The 18,387-nt window shown below is 60.7% G+C and carries 18 protein-coding genes and 1 other RNA gene; 11 read left to right on the top strand and 8 right to left on the bottom strand.

Annotation, left to right across the window (positions count from 1 at the left end; translation table 11 throughout):
- The 5 genes from NPX02_RS05655 to smpB all read right to left on the bottom strand — a co-directional run bounded on the left by NPX02_RS05655 (position 1) and on the right by smpB (position 3,799).
- Positions 1-1,452: a DUF3375 domain-containing protein gene (locus NPX02_RS05655; protein ID WP_260292472.1), complete on the bottom strand. Its 1,452-nt coding sequence runs from the start codon at positions 1,450-1,452 to the stop codon at positions 1-3.
- Positions 1,453-1,594: 142 nt separating this feature from the next.
- On the bottom strand, positions 1,595-1,915 hold the full coding sequence (locus NPX02_RS05650; protein WP_335342515.1) for a nucleotidyl transferase AbiEii/AbiGii toxin family protein: 321 nt from the start codon (positions 1,913-1,915) through the stop codon (positions 1,595-1,597).
- Positions 1,908-2,528, bottom strand: coding sequence for a type IV toxin-antitoxin system AbiEi family antitoxin domain-containing protein (locus NPX02_RS05645; protein WP_260292471.1), 621 nt, complete (start codon positions 2,526-2,528; stop codon positions 1,908-1,910). The genes NPX02_RS05650 and NPX02_RS05645 overlap by 8 nt, the downstream gene beginning before the upstream one ends.
- Before the next feature lie 311 nt (positions 2,529-2,839).
- Positions 2,840-3,216, bottom strand: a transfer-messenger RNA (tmRNA) gene (gene ssrA / locus NPX02_RS05640).
- 100 nt (positions 3,217-3,316) lie between these two features.
- Entirely contained in the window at positions 3,317-3,799 is a 483-nt protein-coding gene (gene smpB / locus NPX02_RS05635; RefSeq protein ID WP_260292470.1) for an SsrA-binding protein SmpB, read from the bottom strand.
- A 168-nt stretch (positions 3,800-3,967) separates the two neighbouring features.
- Between smpB and NPX02_RS05630 the strand changes: the two genes are divergently transcribed.
- Genes NPX02_RS05630 through NPX02_RS05620 form a run of 3 tightly spaced genes read left to right on the top strand, consistent with a single transcriptional unit; the run spans position 3,968 to position 6,083 of the window.
- A complete protein-coding gene (locus NPX02_RS05630) occupies positions 3,968-5,341 on the top strand; it encodes a sodium-dependent transporter (RefSeq protein WP_260292469.1) in 1,374 nt (457 codons plus the stop codon).
- A complete protein-coding gene (locus NPX02_RS05625; protein WP_260292468.1) occupies positions 5,342-5,779 on the top strand; it encodes a type II toxin-antitoxin system RatA family toxin in 438 nt (145 codons plus the stop codon).
- Positions 5,769-6,083, top strand: coding sequence for an RnfH family protein (locus NPX02_RS05620; RefSeq protein WP_260292467.1), 315 nt, complete (start codon positions 5,769-5,771; stop codon positions 6,081-6,083). Before NPX02_RS05625 ends, NPX02_RS05620 begins: the two co-directional genes overlap by 11 nt.
- Positions 6,084-6,129: 46 nt before the next feature.
- Here NPX02_RS05620 and NPX02_RS05615 read toward each other — a convergent pair whose 3' ends face one another.
- On the bottom strand, positions 6,130-6,621 hold the full coding sequence (locus tag NPX02_RS05615; RefSeq protein WP_260292466.1) for an outer membrane protein assembly factor BamE: 492 nt from the start codon (positions 6,619-6,621) through the stop codon (positions 6,130-6,132).
- Positions 6,622-6,717: 96 nt separating this feature from the next.
- Here NPX02_RS05615 and fur point away from each other — a divergent pair, with 96 nt between their 5' ends.
- Positions 6,718-7,149 (top strand): ferric iron uptake transcriptional regulator, encoded by a 432-nt coding sequence (gene fur, locus NPX02_RS05610; RefSeq protein ID WP_260292465.1) that lies wholly within the window; start codon positions 6,718-6,720, stop codon positions 7,147-7,149.
- 31 nt (positions 7,150-7,180) lie between these two features.
- Here the strand turns inward: fur and recN are convergent, their stop codons facing one another.
- Positions 7,181-8,851 (bottom strand): DNA repair protein RecN, encoded by a 1,671-nt coding sequence (gene recN / locus NPX02_RS05605; RefSeq protein ID WP_260292464.1) that lies wholly within the window; start codon positions 8,849-8,851, stop codon positions 7,181-7,183.
- 6 nt (positions 8,852-8,857) lie between these two features.
- Complete coding sequence (locus NPX02_RS05600) at positions 8,858-9,739, bottom strand: NAD(+) kinase (protein WP_260292463.1); 882 nt, start codon at positions 9,737-9,739, stop codon at positions 8,858-8,860.
- Positions 9,740-10,149: 410 nt separating this feature from the next.
- Between NPX02_RS05600 and hrcA the strand changes: the two genes are divergently transcribed.
- The 7 genes from hrcA to NPX02_RS05565 all read left to right on the top strand — a co-directional run bounded on the left by hrcA (position 10,150) and on the right by NPX02_RS05565 (position 18,244).
- Positions 10,150-11,214 (top strand): heat-inducible transcriptional repressor HrcA, encoded by a 1,065-nt coding sequence (gene hrcA, locus NPX02_RS05595; RefSeq protein ID WP_260292462.1) that lies wholly within the window; start codon positions 10,150-10,152, stop codon positions 11,212-11,214.
- Positions 11,215-11,348: 134 nt separating this feature from the next.
- The gene (gene grpE / locus NPX02_RS05590; protein ID WP_260292461.1) at positions 11,349-11,954 is read left to right on the top strand and encodes a nucleotide exchange factor GrpE; all 606 of its coding nucleotides are present in this window, start codon (positions 11,349-11,351) and stop codon (positions 11,952-11,954) included.
- A gap of 92 nt (positions 11,955-12,046) precedes the next feature.
- On the top strand, positions 12,047-13,993 hold the full coding sequence (gene dnaK / locus NPX02_RS05585) for a molecular chaperone DnaK (RefSeq protein WP_260292460.1): 1,947 nt from the start codon (positions 12,047-12,049) through the stop codon (positions 13,991-13,993).
- A 118-nt stretch (positions 13,994-14,111) separates the two neighbouring features.
- The gene (dnaJ, locus tag NPX02_RS05580) at positions 14,112-15,248 is read left to right on the top strand and encodes a molecular chaperone DnaJ (RefSeq protein ID WP_260292459.1); all 1,137 of its coding nucleotides are present in this window, start codon (positions 14,112-14,114) and stop codon (positions 15,246-15,248) included.
- A gap of 58 nt (positions 15,249-15,306) precedes the next feature.
- Positions 15,307-16,110, top strand: a complete 804-nt coding sequence (gene dapB / locus NPX02_RS05575; protein ID WP_260292458.1) for a 4-hydroxy-tetrahydrodipicolinate reductase — start codon at positions 15,307-15,309, stop codon at positions 16,108-16,110.
- Between the two features lie 196 nt (positions 16,111-16,306).
- Complete coding sequence (locus tag NPX02_RS05570; protein ID WP_260292457.1) at positions 16,307-16,792, top strand: hypothetical protein; 486 nt, start codon at positions 16,307-16,309, stop codon at positions 16,790-16,792.
- 474 nt (positions 16,793-17,266) lie between these two features.
- A complete protein-coding gene (locus NPX02_RS05565) occupies positions 17,267-18,244 on the top strand; it encodes a flagellar hook-length control protein FliK (protein ID WP_260292456.1) in 978 nt (325 codons plus the stop codon).
- Positions 18,245-18,387: the final 143 nt, after the last annotated feature.

Below are 18,387 nucleotides of genomic sequence, written 5' to 3'. Positions count from 1 at the left end.
TCACCTCACGAATATCACCCGCGGCAGTCGGGCGCGCCGGCGCCGTGCCACGTCATCGGTCATCACTTCCCATTCGATGGCCTCAGGCATCTCCTCGTCTACCACCGTCTTGAACGTCTCACTGCCCAGTTGCAGATAGGCCACCAGCTCAGCCAGACCGTGTTGCAGAGGGTAGGCTTCCGTCAGTTCCCGCAAGGTGACCTGGGAGCGTGCCTGCAGGGTCTGACGGATCTGACGCGCCAGCTGTGCCGAATCGACCACCACTTGCCCATACAGCGCTGCGGCGTCCAGCTCAATATCACCCCCTTCGATCACGATATCCTCTATCAGCGGTCGTGTCGAAGGCGTGTGGAGCGGCCGCTCCAGCGGCAGATTGAAATCGGCCGATGTCTCGGCGATGGTCATCACCGCGCCCTCGGGCGGGGTGTCGCGCAGGGTAAGGGCCTTGGACTCGATGCCGTGCAGGATCTCCATGATGCGGCGGTTCTCCAGCCACGCCTGGTCGTCGAGGAAGCGGCGCAGCTGCTGGGAGAGTTGAGCCACCGTGCGTTGGGCGTGCTCGCCGGCCTCCAGCCAGTCGTAGTGCACGCGCCGTGTGCGGGCATCCGGTTTGAGTTCGGCCACGGGCGCGAGGGTCAGGACGCGGTCGAGCAGTTCGGTCAACTCCTCCTGCCGGCGGCTGGACATGAGGAAGTCCCAGAAGGCACGAAAGCTCTTGCCCTGGTCGGAATCGGCGATGGTGTCGCGCTCGCCCATGATCTCTTCCAGCAGCTCGCCCTTGGCGCCTTCCCACAGGGCGATGCGCTCGCGTACCCGCCGGTCGAGGCTACGGAAGTTGTGCTCCACTTCTCGAAAGTCGGTGAGCAGCTCCCGTGCCAACTGCATGAACTGCTGGAAGCGGTCCTTGAGCGCGGTGTCGTCTAGCAGCGGCACGTCACCCGCGAGCACCCGCGCGATCCCGGCGTCGATCTCATCGCGCCGCTTTTGCAACTCGGTGATGCGCCGGGCCGGGTCGGACTCGCTGCCCTCGCTCATCTGGCGCAGCAGCTCGAACAAGGTCAGCAGCCGCGATTCGGTACCGACGAAGCTGCGCTCGGAGAGCGAGCCGAGCCACGCGATGGCCTTCTCCGTTGCCGGGGTCAGATCAAACTGCGGCTCGTCCGAGCCTTGGGCGTAGAACTTGCGCAGCCAGCCCTTGTCAGGCGCGGCCCAGTCGTTCAAATAGTCGAGCGCGGGCTTCGGGAAGCTATCCTCACCCAACTGCTGGCGCAAGGCGTAGAGTTCATCTTCCAGCGCCTCGGCCAGATCGGCCGCCGCCATCACCCGCACGTTGGGCTCGACGAACACCCGGTGCAGAAAGCTCGCCACCAGCGCTGCATGGTCCGAACGCAGCAGCCGCCACGCCGGGTGATGGGAGCGCAGGGAATCGAGTGTGGAGTAATCGAAGGTCACGCGGCCTCGCCCTGGCGTTCTTCCTCATCCTCGGCCCTGCTGTAGTTCTGATCAAGCACCAGGCTGACCGCGTCCAGCTTGAATTCTTTCGAGTACTTCTTTCGTGTTGTCATTGCCGTTACCTCAGTTAAGTGGATTATGCTTAACTGGGTTGTACAAATCTATTAGACGACCTCAAGACACTTTCGGCGAACGGATCGAAGGAGCCATCCAAGCCACGGTAGTCGAGTGTGATGTCCACGTCCTCGGAGAAGCGCGCTATGGCTCCGAACACCTTGGAGAGTGAGGTGCCGCCCTTGAAGGCCATCGGCAGTCGGTTGGGCATGGTGAACAGGGTCTGTAGCACCCAGCAGACCCAGACATCCTTTTCCAGTACGACGGGTGAGCGGGCAAGCTGCGGAGCCAGCGCCCGATAGATTTGGGACTGCTCTTGAGGCTTCAGGTGGAGGAAGGACTCAGGCATGAACGGCTTTCCGCTCGTTCTGGAAGATGGCGTCGCTCATCCACGCGGGCATTGAGGAGGTCGCTGACTTCAGAACCTCGAATTCTCTCGATCCCAGCTTGCGCCGAATCTTCTCGACGAGAGCCGGCGTTACTTCCTTCTTGCCGAGATACCACATTGCAGCAATCGCGAGCCCGGCGGGTCGACCTGCCAGGGCCAACTTGCGCTGGCAGACGTGCTGCAGCCGAATCTCCATATTCCCCACGCGGATGCGCTTCGACGGGCCGGATGTTACGAATACCGACTGGGTCGGAACTTGCGCGGTCAGCTCAAGCCGCCGCGCCGCTTCGGCACCGTGAACCTGGATGACGGCACCTGTGGTCTTGGCGACCGTCTCGGCCACTTTCAGCGGCGAGGGGCTAACCTTGCCGACGAAACGGCTGACCTCGGGACGCACAAAGACGCCACGCGTCACACGCTCGATAGCCCCTGCCTTGACGAGGCGGGAGAGGGTCTGGTCGACGGACGCACGCGTACCGCACTCCAGGAATGCTGTTGGGGTGAAGGGCTCCCCGATCGGTATCGCCTCAATGCGCTGGCGAATCAGTTCGGCAGTCTTGGTCGTCGTGTTCATGTACGAAAATATATGTGAGTTTCTGACAAGCTGCAAGTGCGATAGCTCGCAAGAAGAGGCTTGTGGCCCCTCCGTCAGCCAATGTTGCAATCCAATCACTTGATTATTCTGCGCGTAAGTCACTGATCTATATGTGGATGACTCGTAGCCTTTGCGGACGGCTGACCTATTTAGGCGAGCGGGGGCGGAGCGAGGAATGGCGAGGAGAGAGTGGAATGTGGCCCGGAACGGTTTAGATGAGCGCCGCCGAACGTCGCGCAGCGACGGCCCAAATAAAAAACCCCAACCGTTCTCGGTTGGGGTTTTGTTATTGGTGGAGGCGGCGGGAATCGAACCCGCGTCCGCAAGCACTCCGCCTTTGGCTCTACATGCTTAGTTCTGCCGATTATTTTTAACCGGCTACTGCCCGGCAAACAGGGCGTGTAGACGGCGGTCCCGGTTAAGTTTTAGCGATTCCGTCCCGGACGTACTTCATCGCGATCTTGTGAGATATGACGCCTGAAATGTCCCGAGGGACTCTGGACGCACAAGCACGGCTCCAGTCAGACGGCTTCTACCGGTTATTAAGCGGCGAGAGCGTAGTTGTCGTCGTTGGCAACTATAGTGTTACAGAATTATTAACGAGGGTATCTGTATCCTCGGCATGCACCTCAGGTTTCATCACCCACGTCGAAGCCATGTCGCCCCCTGGGTAAACCCAACAGACAGTATACAGGCTCTGTTGGTTCCGTGTCCCGTGATATTGGGTGCCCGGGCCGTTTTTTCAAGGGTTGCTGTCGGACAGACTCCTAGTGGGCCTTGAGGATACGCTGTTTGTCGCGGTCCCAGTCCCGGTTCTTTTCCGTCTCCCGCTTGTCGTGCAGCTGCTTGCCCTTGGCCAGGCCGATCTCCAGCTTGACCTTGCCCTTCTTCCAGTACAGGGCGATCGGCACCAGGGTGTAGCCCTTGCGCTCGACCATGCCGATCAGCTTGTCCAGCTCCTGCCGGTGCAGCAGCAGCTTGCGGGCGCGCATCGGCTCCGGGTTGATGTGGGTGGAGGCGCTGAGCAGCGGGGTGATGTTGGTGGCGATCAGGAACGCCTCGCCATCCCTTATGAACACATAGCTGTCGGTGATCTGCACCCGGCCATCGCGCAGGCTTTTGATCTCCCAACCCTGCAACGAGAGGCCCGCCTCGTAACGCTCTTCAATGAAATAATCGTGTCGCGCTTTCTTGTTCAGGGCGATGGTGGAGCCGCCTTGCCCGGACTGTTTTTTGGATTTCTTTGCCATGGGCGGATTGTATGTGACGGGGCGGGGCGGAGGCTAGTGGGATGTGGCGCTTTGTCGGGGTTAACTTGTGCTGCCCGGGGTTTTCCCGGAAAATGCCGGCTCCTTGTCCCAGGGCAGGGTGGTGAGCAGGCAGTCGGTCAGTCAACGAACTTGCGGAGGATTCACTCCTTGTCCAAGCGTATCTCCATTCATGGTCAGTGGTCATCCCGCCTGATGTTTATTCTGGCGGCGACCGGCGCTGCCATTGGTTTGGGCAATATCTGGAAATTCCCCTACCTGGCCGGCGAAAATGGCGGCGGGGCCTTTGTCCTGGTCTATCTGCTCTGCCTGGCGCTGATCGGTATCCCGATCATGATGGCGGAGGTGTTGATCGGGCGACGTGGCCGTCAAAGCCCGGTCAACACGCTGCATAGCCTGTCGGTCGAGGCGGGGGCAAGCGGCAGTTGGCGACTGGTGGGTTGGGCCGGCATGCTGGCCGGTCTGGTGATTCTCTCCTACTACAGCGTGATTGCCGGCTGGACCCTGGCCTATCTGATGCGCATGCTGAGCGGGACCTTTGTGCGGGTGACCGCCGAAGGATCGGGCAGTATCTTCGCCCAACTGGTGACCGATCCGGAACGACTGCTGGCGTGGCATACCATTTTTATGGTGATGACCATCAAGGTGGTGTCGCGCGGGGTGACCAACGGTCTGGAGAAGGCGGCAAAGATCCTGATGCCCATGCTGTTTTTCCTGGTCCTGGTGCTGGTGGCCTATGCCACCCGCAACGGTGACTTTGCCCAGGCCTTCAACTATCTGTTTTATACCGATTTCAGCAAACTGACCCCCACGGGGGTATTGACCGCGATGGGACATGCCTTCTTTACCCTCAGTCTGGGGATGGGGGCGATGCTGGTGTATGGCTCCTATCTACCCAGTGGTGTCTCCATTGCCCAGACATCGATACTGGTGGGCTTGCTGGATACGCTGGTGGCCCTGTTGGGCGGACTGGCCACCTTCTCCATCGTCTTCGCCAATGGCCTGGCGGCGGGCGAGGGGCCCGGGTTGATATTCCAGACCCTGCCCATCGCTTTCGGGCAGATGCCCGGGGGCATGTTCTTCGGGGCCCTGTTCTTCCTGCTGCTGGTGTTTGCGGCCTGGACCTCGGCCATCGTGCTGATTGAACCGCTGGTGGCCTGGCTGATCGAGAATCGCGAGATGGAGCGCATTCGGGCCGCCATCTGGACCGGGATGGTCGCCTGGCTGCTGGGTATAGTGACTATCCTCTCGTTCAGCCACTGGTCATTCAGCTTCCATTTCGGCGGGGTCCTGAAGCGGCATGGTCTGTTTGATGTGCTGGATATCGTGACTTCGAGTATCATACTGCCCCTGGGGGGGTTGTGCATGGCACTGTTCGCCGGCTGGGTGATGGCCCGTGATTCCGTGGTGGATGAACTGGGTGGCCTTGCCGGTGTCGGTTTCAAGCTATGGTATTTTATTATTCGTTTTATTACGCCCGCGGCCATGCTGCTGATATTCTTGCGGGCGATAGGAGTCTTATAGTTGCCAGTCGTCCACAAGAGTGCCCTGGTACCCCATTCAGCGGCCGAGATGTTTGAACTGATCAATGATGTCGAGTCTTATCCCCAGTTTCTGCCCTGGTGTAAATCCACCCAACTGCTGTCCCGTAACGAGGAGGAGTTGTGCGGCCGGCTGGAGGTGTCGCGTATCGGTATAAGCCAGACCTTTTCCACCTGTAACCGGCTTTTCCCCTATGAGCGGATCCTGATTACTCTGCACGAGGGTCCGTTCAAGCGGCTCCAGGGTGAGTGGCGTTTTACCGCCTTGCGTGAGGATGCCTGCAAGGTGGAACTGGAACTCGATTTCGAGTTTTCCGGAAAGCTGATCAATTCGGCGTTTGGCGCGGTATTCAGCCAGATCGCCGGCACATTAGTCGATGCATTCTGTAAGCGCGCAGACGAGGTAGCCCGTGGCAAGTGAACAATTTGAGATTGAAGTCGCCTATGCGAAACCCGAGGAGCAGGTGATATTGACGGTGACCGGTGAACCGGGGATTACCGTGCAGCAGGCGGTTGAACGCTCGCGCATTACCGAGCGTTTTCCGGAAATCGACCTCGCCAGCGCAAAGTTCGGCGTCTTCGGCAAGGCGGCCAAGGGGGATGCCCCGTTACAGCCGGGGGATCGGGTGGAAATTTACCGCCCGCTGATCGCCGACCCCAAGGAGGCCCGTAAAAAGCGCGCGGCCGAGGGCAAGCAGCTCAAGAAAGGGGGGGGCGAGGGTTGATTTCGGTCGCAGGGACCGGCCGATCCCCGCGGCCCTCTGGAATAAATTACTCCGAACGGATACCGACGCTTTCCAATGCCCGGGAGAACAGGCCTTTGCGGTCGCCGGTGTAATCGGGTACCGAGATAATGCTCTCCTCCGCCGCCATGGTTTCGGCGATTGCCGGGGTTGGCTGGGGTCGATAGTCGCCTTCGATCCTGATCAGGCGATCGTCCTCGAAGAAGAGTGCGACCCGTTCCTGGGTCACTTCCTTATTCCCCACCTTCATGCTGTAGAGGTAATCCCAGCGGTCCTGGTGGAATACGTCCACCAGCATCGGGGTCCCCAGCAGGTAGTTGACCTGGCTCTTCGACATGCCCGGTTTGAGTTTGTTGATCGTCTCCTGGCTGACCACGTTGCCTTGCTGGATATCCGGCCGATGGATCAGCGGCAGGCGGTTCAGTGCCTCGGGAATGGCATCGCTCACGTCCTTGACGGTGGCACAGCCGGTGACCAGCAGACTTGCGCCACATACCCAATAGATGAGAAGCTTTTGCATTCACTTTTTCCGCTTTGTAAGGGAATTAACTATATTTAATAAGACGACCGGAATGATACCTGATTCACGGTATGAAAACACCCGAGGTGACTTGTTTTGGAAGATCAGGAAATTAGAAAAGCGGGCCTGAAGGTCACGGTGCCCCGGGTGAAGATACTGGAGCTGCTGGAGAAGAGCCCCGAACGGCATGTCAGCGCCGAAGATGTCTACAAGATGCTGCTGGCGGCCGGTGAGGATATTGGTCTGGCGACGGTTTACCGGGTGCTCACCCAGTTCGAGGCGGCCGGGCTGGTGGAGAAACACCACTTCGAGGACGGCTATTCGGTTTTTGAACTCAACACGGGCAAGCACCATGATCACATCATCTGTGTCACCTGCGGCCGGGTGGAGGAGTTTGTCGATGAGACCATCGAGAAGCGCCAGCGGATTATTGCCGAGGAACTGGGTTTTCAGATCAGTGAGCATGAACTGGTGATCTACGGCAAGTGCCTGGACAAGAACTGCGATTGCAAAAAAAAGGGCGATTGACCCGCGTTGCGGGTAGGGTCGCCGACCCCCGCTAGCCGTTGATCCGTTCGACCATCTCCCGGGCGTGATTCAGGGTGTGCGGGGTGATCTCCACCCCGCCCAGCATGCGCGCAATCTCGTCTATCCGGGAATCCCCTTCCAGTCTGCCGAGGCTGGTGTGGGTCTCCTGCCCATTGCTCCCCTTCTCGACCCGCAGGTGGTGATGTCCCTGGGACGCCACCTGGGGCAGGTGGGTGACGCAAAGCACCTGCTGGCTGTTGCCGATCTGCCGCAACAGCCGTCCGACAATCTCCGCGGTGCCGCCACCGATACCCACATCCACCTCGTCAAAGATCAGGGTGGGTACCTGGGTGCAACTGGCCGTGGCGACCTGAATCGCCAGACTGATGCGGGAGAGCTCGCCCCCCGATGCCACCTTGGCCAGCGGCTTGGGCGGTTGCCCGGGGTTGGCGCTGACCAGGAACTCGATCTGGTCCAGGCCGTTGGCCGAGGCCCGTTCCATATCCAGCGCGGTCACTTCCACCACCAGCAGGCCGTTCGGCATGCCGAGGGTGTGCATGCCCTGTGAGACCTGTTCAGCCAGGCGTCGGGCGGCACTCCGGCGTGACTCGCTCAGTTGGTTTGCCTGGCCGAGGTAGGTATTCCACAACATCTCCACCTGCTGCTGTAGCGCGGCCAGGTGGGTGTCGGCATGGTCCAGCTGATCCAGCTCCTGCTGCAGCCGTTCCAGCAGCGGCGGGATCTCCTCCGCTTTGCAGCGATATTTTCTCGCCAGATCATGGATCTCACCCAGACGTCGGTCCAGATGCTCCAGGCGCGCGGGGTCGAGTTCCAGGTTGTCGGTGTAATGCCGCAGCGAAGAGAGCGCTTCGCTGACCTGGATCCCCGCACTGTCCAGCAGCTCGCAGGCACTCTGCAGGCCCGGGTCCAACCTGGCCAACTCCAGCAGTTGACCATGGGCGCGGTTGATCCGGGAGAGGGCCGCGTCGTCCTCGTCGTCCAGGCAGACGAGGGCAAAATTGCAGCGCTCGATAATATTTCCGGCATTACTGAGCAGCCCATGTTCCTGCAGCAGCCCGTCCAGCTCGTTTTCCCCCAGGTTGAGGGTGGTCAGCTCATTGATCTGGTAGCGCAACAGGTCGATTCTGGCGCCCCGTTCCTCGGCGCTGGTGCGCAGCGTGGCGAGCCGCTGTTCCGCCTCGCGCCAGGCGTTGTAACCCTCGTCGGTCTGCCGGCACAGCGCGGTATGCCCGGCGTATTCGTCCAGCAGCTGGCGCTGATGCGGGCGCCGCAACAGCGACTGGTGGGCATGCTGGCCGTGGATGTCCACCAGCTGATCTCCCAGCTCCTGCAGCGCCTTGAGTGGGGCGGGGGAGCCGTTGATGAAGGCGCGGGAGCTACCGTTTCGCAGCACTACCCGGCGGATGATGCACTGACCGTCGTCATCCAGGGTGTGCTGCTCCAGCCATTGGTTGACGGCGGGCAGTGCCCGGGTGTCGAACAGGGCGGTGATCTCCGCCCGGTCGCAGTCGGTGCGGATCATGCCGGTGTCGGCACGGTCCCCCAGCACCAGTCCCAGTGCATCCACCAGGATCGATTTGCCGGCACCGGTCTCGCCGGTCAGCACCGTCATGCCGGGCTGTAGCTCGACTTCCAGGGTGCTGACGATGGCCAGGTCTTTGATGTTTATCTGTTGCAGCATCTGGGACTACTTATCCTTGGGTTTGGTGTTGTGTTCACTCCAGCCGAGTTTGGTTCTCAGGATATAAAAGTGATCGTGGTCGACCGGGTGAATTAGCCGCACCGGATGGGTGTGTTTGCGGATCCTGACCCGGTCACCCTTTAGCGGCAGGCTGGTCTGGCCGTCGCAGGTGACCCGCAGGTGCACGTTCTCCGCCGGGTCGCATACGACAATTTCGATCTCGCTGTCGCCATCCACCACGATCGGCCGGTTGCTCAGGGTATGGGGGCAGATCGGCACCAGCAGGACGGCATTCAGGTCGGTGTGCAGCAGCGGGCCGCCACCCGAGAGGGCGTAGGCGGTGGAGCCGGTCGGGGTGGCGATGATGATGCCGTCGGAGCGCTGCACATTGACGAAGCTGCCATCGATATAGGTCTCGAATTCGATCATGCGGGCGATGTTCCACTTGTGCACCACCACGTCGTTGAAGGCGGTGTGATGGGCACCGTCGATTTCCGCGCTGAGCAGGAACCGGGACTCTTCCCGGTACTCGCCGGCGAAGATCCGCTCCAGCGTCGAGAGCATCTCCCCGGGGGAGATGTCCGCCAGAAAACCCAGCCGGCCGAGATTGATCCCCAGCAGCGGTACCTCATAGTCGGCCAGGCTGCGCGCGGTGTGCAGCAGGGTGCCGTCGCCGCCGACCACAATGGCCAGGTCCGACTCGACCCCCAGATCATCCAGCGAGGCGGCAATCATTTTATGATTTGGTACCCGGGCGGCGGTGCTCTCCTCGAGTAGCACCCGGTGGCCGCGCTCCAGCAGAAACTGCCCCAGTTCGAGGATCGTCTCGCGCGGGGCGACATCCCCGTGTTTGCCGATCAGGCCGATCGTATGAAATTTCTCAGGCATGGGCTTTTTGGTCTTCTATTCAAGCGGCGGATTCAGAGATGAAACTTAGCACGGCCTCCGTGACCGTGGCCAGCCAGCCGATAGCATACGCCAAGACGACGTCATCTAACGCTGAGCAGGTCGAGGATCTGCCTGCTTGCTTGCCGGGACGCCGTAAACCCATCCCTGGGGGCTTGCCGCGGCCATCCATGGCCGCGGACACCCGTCAATCAAGCAGCCAGATCCTCTCTCACAAGTATTTGCGCGTTTAGATAACGTGGTCCTGTAGCATACGCTTTAGGGATCGTTTCTTGACACTCCCGGATGCGAAAATGATAATCCAGGGGTTAGCACTCGGCGGTCAAGAGTGCTAATAGGCGGTTTTCTGCCGCATCCTCGCGGTGGGTGCACGGGTACTACAGAGGTTGGATGTGACAGTTAAAAAGGTGTCGAGTGAATTATCGGTAAACGAACGTGCCCAGCAATTGCTGAAAGTCCTCATTGAACGCTATATCCAGGACGGTGAGCCGGTGGGCTCCCGCACCCTGTCCCGTGACTCCGGGCTTGATCTGAGTCCCGCCACCATACGCAACGTCATGGCGGATCTGGAAGACCTGGGTCTGGTCTCCTCCCCCCATACCTCGGCGGGCCGGATTCCGACCGTCTCCGGGTACCGCATGTTTGTCGATACCCTGGTCACCCTGAAACCGCTGGAGGCGGGCAAGATAAAGCAGCTGGAGACGGGGTTGTACTCCTCGGCGGATCCCAAAATACTGGTCGAGTCCGCCTCGAAACTGCTATCGAGCCTGACTCACATGGCCGGATTGGTGATGATCCCGCGTCGCAAACAGCTGACGTTCAGGCAGATTGAATTTCTTCCCCTCTCCAGCAAGCGGTTGCTGACCATCCTGGTGACCACCGAGGGAGAGGTGCATAACCGGGTGATCGATGTGCGGAAGGCGTACACCGCATCCCAACTGGTACAGTTCGCCAATATGCTGAATCAGCACTACTCAGGGCTATCCATGGAGGCGATGCACAAGCGGCTGGTGCGGGAGATGGAGCAGGCGCGCAAGGACATGAACCAGATCATGGCCCAGGCCCTGGAGATGGCGGAGCAGGTGATCGATCCGGAGATCCGTGGCGATGACTATGTCATGGCCGGCCAGACCAACCTGATGGACTTCAATGATTTCTCGCAGATGAACAAGCTTCGTGAGCTGTTCGATTCCTTTACGGAAAAGAACGAAATTCTACATCTGCTCGACGGCTCGATGCTGGCCGAAGGTGTACAGCTGTTCATAGGCGAGGAGTCGGGCTACAAGGCACTGGATCAGTGCAGTCTGGTCACCGCCCCGTATCAGGTGGACAGCAAGGTGGCCGGGGTTCTGGGGGTGGTGGGGCCGACCCGCATGGCCTATGACCGGGTGATCCCGATAGTCGACATCACCGCCAGGCTGTTGAGTACCGCCATGCAGACGCGAAAAGCGAAATAATTGGCCATTTTGTCTTGAAACGGCCTCAACCATCCCCAGCTTGTGGGGATTATCGGAATACCCTTTCAATCAGATCGCCAATCTTGGCGACTGTTTGTTTTATTTTCAGACTTCAACAGCTTAGAGGAAACAGGATGAGCAAAGATCAGGAACAGGTCGGCGATCAGGTGGTGATTGATGAGACCGCCGAGAGCGGTGCCGAGGTTGAGTCAAACCATGCGCAGTCCCCAGCCGAAACGCAGACCCCTGAAGAGTTGACCCTGCTGCTGGAAGATGCCCGGTCCAAGGCGGACGAGCACTGGGATCAGCTGGTACGTACCCAGGCGCAAATGGACAATCTGCGGAAACGGCAGGAGCGGGAGCTGGAAAACGCGCACAAATACGCCCTGGAACGCTTTGTCAACGAGCTGCTGCCGGTGCGCGACAGCATGGAAATGGGGCTGGCGGCCGCCAACGACGAGAACGCTACCATTGACCACCTGCGCGAAGGGACGGCACTGACCCTGAAGCTGTTAGCCGATGTGATGGAGAAGTTCAACGTGGTGCGGATCGACCCCGAGGGTCAGCCCTTTGATCCGGAACTGCATCAGGCCATGGGCATGCAACCGCGCAGCGATGTGCCCCCGAACACCGTGGTGGTCGTGGTGCAGAAGGGATATACCCTGAATGGCCGCCTGATACGGCCGGCCATGGTGATGGTCTCCCAGGCCGCACCCGATCAGGTGGATGAACAGGGCTGACCTTGAAAATCGAGGGGTTATCCCCATCTGGGATAACATCCGTAAACAAGTATTTTTAAACCTAACAGACAGTTAACCGGAGAGATCAAACAATGGGAAAGATCATCGGAATCGATCTGGGCACAACCAACTCCTGCGTGGCAGTGATGGATGGCGACGGCGCCCGTGTTATCGAGAACAGTGAAGGCGATCGCACAACCCCCTCCATCGTGGCCTACACCCGTGAGGGTGAGGTTCTGGTCGGCCAGTCCGCAAAGCGGCAGGCGGTGACCAATCCCCAGAACACCTTGTTTGCGATCAAGCGTCTGATCGGCCGCCGTTTTACCGATGACGTGGTGCAGCGCGACATCGAGATGGTGCCATACAAGATTGTGAAGGCGGACAACGGTGATGCCTGGGTCGAGGCGAACGGCAAGAAGATGGCCGCCCCGGAAGTCTCGGCAAAGATCCTGCAGAAGATGAAGAAAACCGCCGAGGATTACCTGGGTGAAGAGGTGACCGAGGCGGTGGTGACCGTACCGGCCTACTTCAACGACTCGCAGCGTCAGGCCACCAAGGATGCCGGTCGTATCGCCGGACTGGATGTCAAGCGCATCATCAATGAGCCGACCGCCGCCGCACTGGCCTACGGCATGGACAAGAAGCGCGGCGACCAGAAGCTGGCGGTATTCGATCTGGGTGGCGGTACCTTCGATATCTCCATTATCGAGATCGCCGAGATCGATGGCGAACACCAGTTCGAGGTGCTCTCCACCAACGGTGACACCTTCCTCGGTGGCGAGGATTTCGACCTGCGCATCATCGACTTCCTGGTGGAGACCTTTAAGAAGGATCAGGGCTTCGACTTGCGCAATGACCCGCTGGCCCTGCAGCGCCTGAAAGAGGGTGCTGAAAAGGCCAAGATCGAACTCTCCAGTGGCCAGCAGACCGATATCAATCTGCCCTACATCACGGCCGATGCCAGTGGTCCGAAACACCTGAACATCAAGCTGACCCGCGCCAAACTGGAGGCGCTGGTGGATGATCTGGTGAACCGCACCATCGCCCCCTGCCGCACGGCTCTGAACGATGCGGGACTGAGCGCCTCCGAGATCGATGAGGTGATCCTGGTCGGTGGACAGACCCGTATGCCCAAAGTCCAGGCCACGGTCGAAGAGTTCTTTGGCAAGACCCCCCGGCGCGATGTCAACCCGGACGAGGCGGTGGCCATCGGCGCGGCCATCCAGGGCGGTGTGCTGGGTGGCGAGGTGAAGGATGTGCTGCTGCTGGATGTGACGCCCCTGTCCCTCGGTATCGAGACCATGGGTGGCGTGATGACCAAGCTGATCGAGAAGAACACCACTATCCCGACCAACGCCAGTCAGGTATTCTCGACGGCCGATGACAACCAGACCGCGGTGACCGTGCACGTGTTGCAGGGTGAACGCGAACAGGCTAGTGCCAACAAGTCGCTGGGCCGTTTCGACCTGACCGATATCCCGCCGGCGCCACGGGGCATGCCGCAGATCGCGGTGAGCTTCGATATCGATGCCAACGGTATCCTCAATGTCTCCGCCAAGGACAAGGCCACCAACAAGGAGCAGTCGATCATCATCAAGGCCTCCTCCGGCCTGAGCGATGATGAGGTGGACCGGATGATCAAGGACGCCGAGGCGCACGCCGAGGAGGACCGCAAGTTCAACGAACTGGTCCAGGCGCGCAACCAGGCGGACAACATGATCCACGCCATCCGCAAGTCGATGGACGAACTGGGTGAGGAGAAACTGGAAGCGGGGGAAAAGGATTCCATCGACGCCGCGATCAAGGAGCTGGAAGAGGCGGTCAAGGGCGACGACAAGGAGGCGATCGAGGCCAAGACCAAGACCCTGACCGATGCCTCGGCGAAGATGGCGGAGCGGCTCTATGCCCAGAAGGGCAGTGACGAAGCCGCGGCGGCGGCCGGGTCCGCCGACAGCGGTGCCAAGTCCAAGTCCAAGTCGGCAGGCAAGGACGACGACGTCGTCGATGCGGAGTTCGAAGAGGTCAAAGAGGACAAGTAACGATAACCTGTGGACGGCCTGACCGTCTGATAATTGATAGCCGAGGCGCGTTGGTATGGAGGGGCTGGAAGGTCCCTGCATACCCTCGCGCTTTGGCGGTTTACAAAGTAGATCGAATATGTCGAAGCGTGACTTTTACGAAGTTTTAGGTGTCAGTAAGAACGCCAGTGAAGCCGAGATCAAAAAGGCCTATCGGCGGCTCGCCATGAAACACCACCCGGATCGCAATGCGGGAGACCAGACAACGGATTCGGAGAAGCGGTTCAAGGAGGCCAAAGAGGCCTACGAAGTGCTGTCGGATGCCCAGAAGCGGGCGGCCTATGACCAGTTTGGGCATGCCGGGGTGGATAACTCCGTGGGCGGCGGATACGGGCATGGTGCCGGAGGAAACTTCAGTGACATCTTCGGTGATGTGTTCGGGGATATATTCGGTGCCCGGGGAGGCGGCGGCTCACGCGTCCATCGGGGGGCCGATCTGCGGTACAACCTGGCGTTGTCGCTGGAAGACGCGGTGGCTGGAACCACGGTCAAGATCCGTGTTCCCACCCTGGTCAAGTGTAATCCCTGTAACGGCACGGGCGCCAAGAAGGGCACCAAGCCCAAGGTCTGTACCACTTGCGCCGGCCATGGCCAGGTGCGCATGCAGCAGGGCTTCTTCTCGGTGCAGCAGACCTGCCCGACCTGTCGCGGCAAGGGTTCGGTGATCGAATCCCCCTGTCCGGCCTGTCACGGTGCCGGCCGTATCCAGGAGCACAAGACGCTTTCGGTCAAGGTGCCGCCAGGGGTGGATACCGGCGATCGCATCCGTCTTGCCGGTGAAGGCGAGGCGGGCGAGAGCGGCGGGCCGCCCGGTGATCTCTATGTACAGATCGCGGTCAAGCCGCATGAGATCTTCAGTCGGGAAGAGAATCACCTGTTCTGTGAAGTGCCCATCAGCTTCGCCAGCGCCGCGCTGGGCGGCGAGCTGGAAGTACCGACCCTGAATGGCAAGGTGGTGTTGAAGATCCCCGCCGGCACCCAGTCGGGTAAGATGTTCCGCATGCGTGGCAAGGGGGTCAAACCGGTGCGCGGCGGACCGGTCGGTGATCTGCTGTGTAAGGTGATGGTCGAGACACCGGTCAATCTCACCGAGCATCAGAAGGAGCTGCTGCGACAGCTGGACGAGACCATGCAGGGCGCCGGCGGCAAGCACAGCCCGCACTCCACCGGCTGGATGGACGGTGTGAAGAAGTTTTTCGAGGGCATGGGGTTTTAAGCGCGCCAACACGGCAATCCAAACAACCGACTGAAATCCGCATACAGGAACAACAACGATGATCAGAGTAGCAGTGGTGGGGGCCGCCGGGCGGATGGGCAAGTCGCTGATACAGGCGGTGTCCGCTGCCGAGGGCTTTACCCTGGGGGCGGCAACCGAAAGGCCGGGCAGCTCTCTGGTCGGCACCGATGCCGGCGAACTGGCCGGCATCGGCCGACTCGGCGTGGTCGTGCGGGATTCGCTGGAGGCGGTGGTCGGCGACTTCGACGTGGTCATCGACTTTACCGCGCCTGCGGTCACCCTGCAGCATCTGGCGGTCTGCCGTGCCCACGCCAAACGGATGGTGATCGGGACCACCGGCTTTTCCGAGGAGCAGAAGCTGGAGCTGCAGGCGGCCTCCGCGGACATTCCCATCATCCTGGCCCCCAACATGAGCGTCGGGGTCAACCTCTGTTTCAAGCTGCTCGATATCGCCGCCCGGGTGATGGGCGATGATGTGGATATCGAGGTGATCGAGGCCCACCACCGCCACAAGGTGGATGCCCCCTCCGGTACCGCCCTGCGCATGGGCGAGGTGGTGGCCGACGCGCTGGGGCGTGATCTGAAGACGTGTGCGGTTTATGGACGGGAAGGCATCACCGGAGAGCGGGATCGCAAGACCATCGGCTTTGAAACCATCCGTGCCGGTGACGTGGTGGGTGACCATACCGTGCTGTTCGCCGCCATGGGTGAGCGGGTGGAGATCACCCACAAGGCCTCCAGCCGCATGACCTTCGCCAACGGGGCGGTGCGCGGAGCCGGCTGGCTGATGCAGCGCGACAGCGGACTGTTCGATATGCAGGATGTCCTGGGTCTGCGCTGACGCGAAGGGCTCGCGCAAGAATAAGTTCCGGTATTCGGTCGCCCCTGGACCCCGCTGGCGGCGTTACGCTTTTTGGCAAGGGAACGGCCATTGCCTGCAAAGCGTGCCTTGCCAGCGTGGCCCAGGAACGCCCTCGGTACTACGGAATTATTCTTGCGCGAGCCCTAAGGGCCCGACATCCGGCGCGCAAGGGGTGATGCGCGCTTTGCGCCTGCTCGCTCCACTGCTGCTGGTGCTCCCCCTGCTGTATGCGTGCGGCGGGGGGCGGACGACCCCGGAGGAGCAGGTCCGACAGCTGCTCGATAGCGGGGAGCAGGCCGTGGAGTCCCGTTCCCTGTCGGCGGTCGCCCCGCTCCTGTCGGAGTCCTTCAGCGGCACTGCCGCCCCGGACAAACAGGCGGTCATGCGTCTGTTGGCCGGCTATTTTGTCACTCATCAATCGATCCATCTGCTGACTCAGGTGAGTCGCCTGGAGCTGACCGGCCCTGGTGACGAACAGCCTCAGGCTGAGGTCACGTTGTTCGTAGCGGTCGCCGGGCAACCCCTCACCACCGCTTCGCAGCTGCTCTCCATCCGGGCCGACCTGATCCGGCTGGAGCTGACACTGGTCCTGGAACAGGATGCGTGGCGTGTGGTCTCGGCTGATTGGCGAAGGGCGGAAAAGCGCGACTTTCTCGAATAACCCCCAGGGTCATATCATCTAAACACGCACTGCTTGTGAAAGTGGATCTGCCTGCTTGCTTGACGGGTGTCCGCGGCCATGGGTGAGGCAAGCGCAGCTTCGCTCGCAGCCGAACGCTGAAGCAGCTGTGCTGCGAGGCCGGAACGGCCGCGGCAAGCCCCCAAGGATGGGTTTACGGCGTCCGGCAAGCAAGCAGGCAGATCCTCGCCGCTCAGTGTTAGATGACGTCGTCCTGACCCCCACCCCACGATCCAACTCCGTTGGCACGGTTACTGCCTTTGACATTTCAGTTCATTCAGCACAGGCCGGGAGTGATTTGTGAATAGTGCGGTATCGGGTTCAAATATGGTTGCCTCTCTACAGCCTGCTTCGGCGGGCAGCAGTCGGTCGGGCGGTTCGGCTAGCGCCTCGGGACCGGGCGGTCTGGCGGATTTCAAAGCGATTATTTCCGCACAGCGATTGACGCCCGAGGGTATGGCCAAGCTTCAGGAGCTGTTGCCGCCCGAGCAGTTCAGCCAGCTCGAGGCCTTGCTTGAGGGTGGCAACGGTTTGCCGTTGTCGGCAGAAATTGCCGATCCCGCCAACGCACCGGGCAACCTTTCGTTGTTGCAGTGGATGCTTCAACTGGCCGGCACCGACGGCGTGGGTGAGGAGATTGCCGCCACGCTGGGTGGGCAGGCCGGGTCCGGTGCTGCCTTAACGGTGGCGGACCTGAGAGCCATGCTGTTGCGACAAGGGGGCGGCGGTCTGTCTGCGTATGGTGCATCGGAGCCGGGTGGACGGTCGTTCAGTCCGACCCCGGATAACCCGGCGGCACAATTGCTGGTAAAGGGCGAGCTGCCCGTCGAGGGTGCGGGATTTAAACCGGCGTTTATCGCCGGTGAACTGCCGGCGGGCCTGTTGAAGGGCGATGGCCAGGCGACAGCGACCCCGCTGTCGGCAGTGGTATCCGGGCTCGAGCAGTTGTCGGCCCGGCGACCGGAGGTATTCACTCCCCCGGCCATTCCGCTCCCCACCGGCACGAAGGGGTGGGATAACCTGCTCAGCAACCGGGTCATGTGGATGGTGGGAAACCAGATGCAGCAGGCATCGGTGCATATCACGCCGCGCCATCTCGGTCCCATCGATATCCAGGTCTCGATCCAGAATGACCAGACCAGTGTCAGCTTCCTGGCACAGAACGCGGCCGTCAAAGAGGCGCTTGAAGCGGCGATTCCCCGTCTGCGTGAAATGTTTGCCGACAGTAATCTGCAACTGGTCAATGTGGATGTGGGGCAGCGGGATAGCGGAGACCGGGCGAGCGGTGCGGATCTGTTCCAGCAGGCGGCTTCAGGCGACGGGAACAACTTGTCGGCTCCCGGGCAACGCGGGGGCGAAGACGACAACACGCAGGCGGAAATCGACCCTGTCGGCACCCTCAGCTCCAGTGGACTGGTCGACGACTATGCCTGAGTAGAATGGCACTTACTTAAGGCGAATCTCAGGATTTTCGTCATTCCATCCTTAGGTCCGTAACCGGTGTATGGCATCCTCGGCTCCGTAACCGGTGCATGGCATCCTCGGCTCCGTAACCGGTACATCCCTGTACCACTCCT

This window comes from Sedimenticola hydrogenitrophicus, from assembly GCF_025175675.1.
GTDB lineage: Bacteria > Pseudomonadota > Gammaproteobacteria > Chromatiales > Chromatiaceae > Sedimenticola > Sedimenticola hydrogenitrophicus.
The sequence above is the reverse complement of the archived record's forward strand: the minus strand, read 5'-3'. Positions and strand labels throughout refer to the sequence as shown.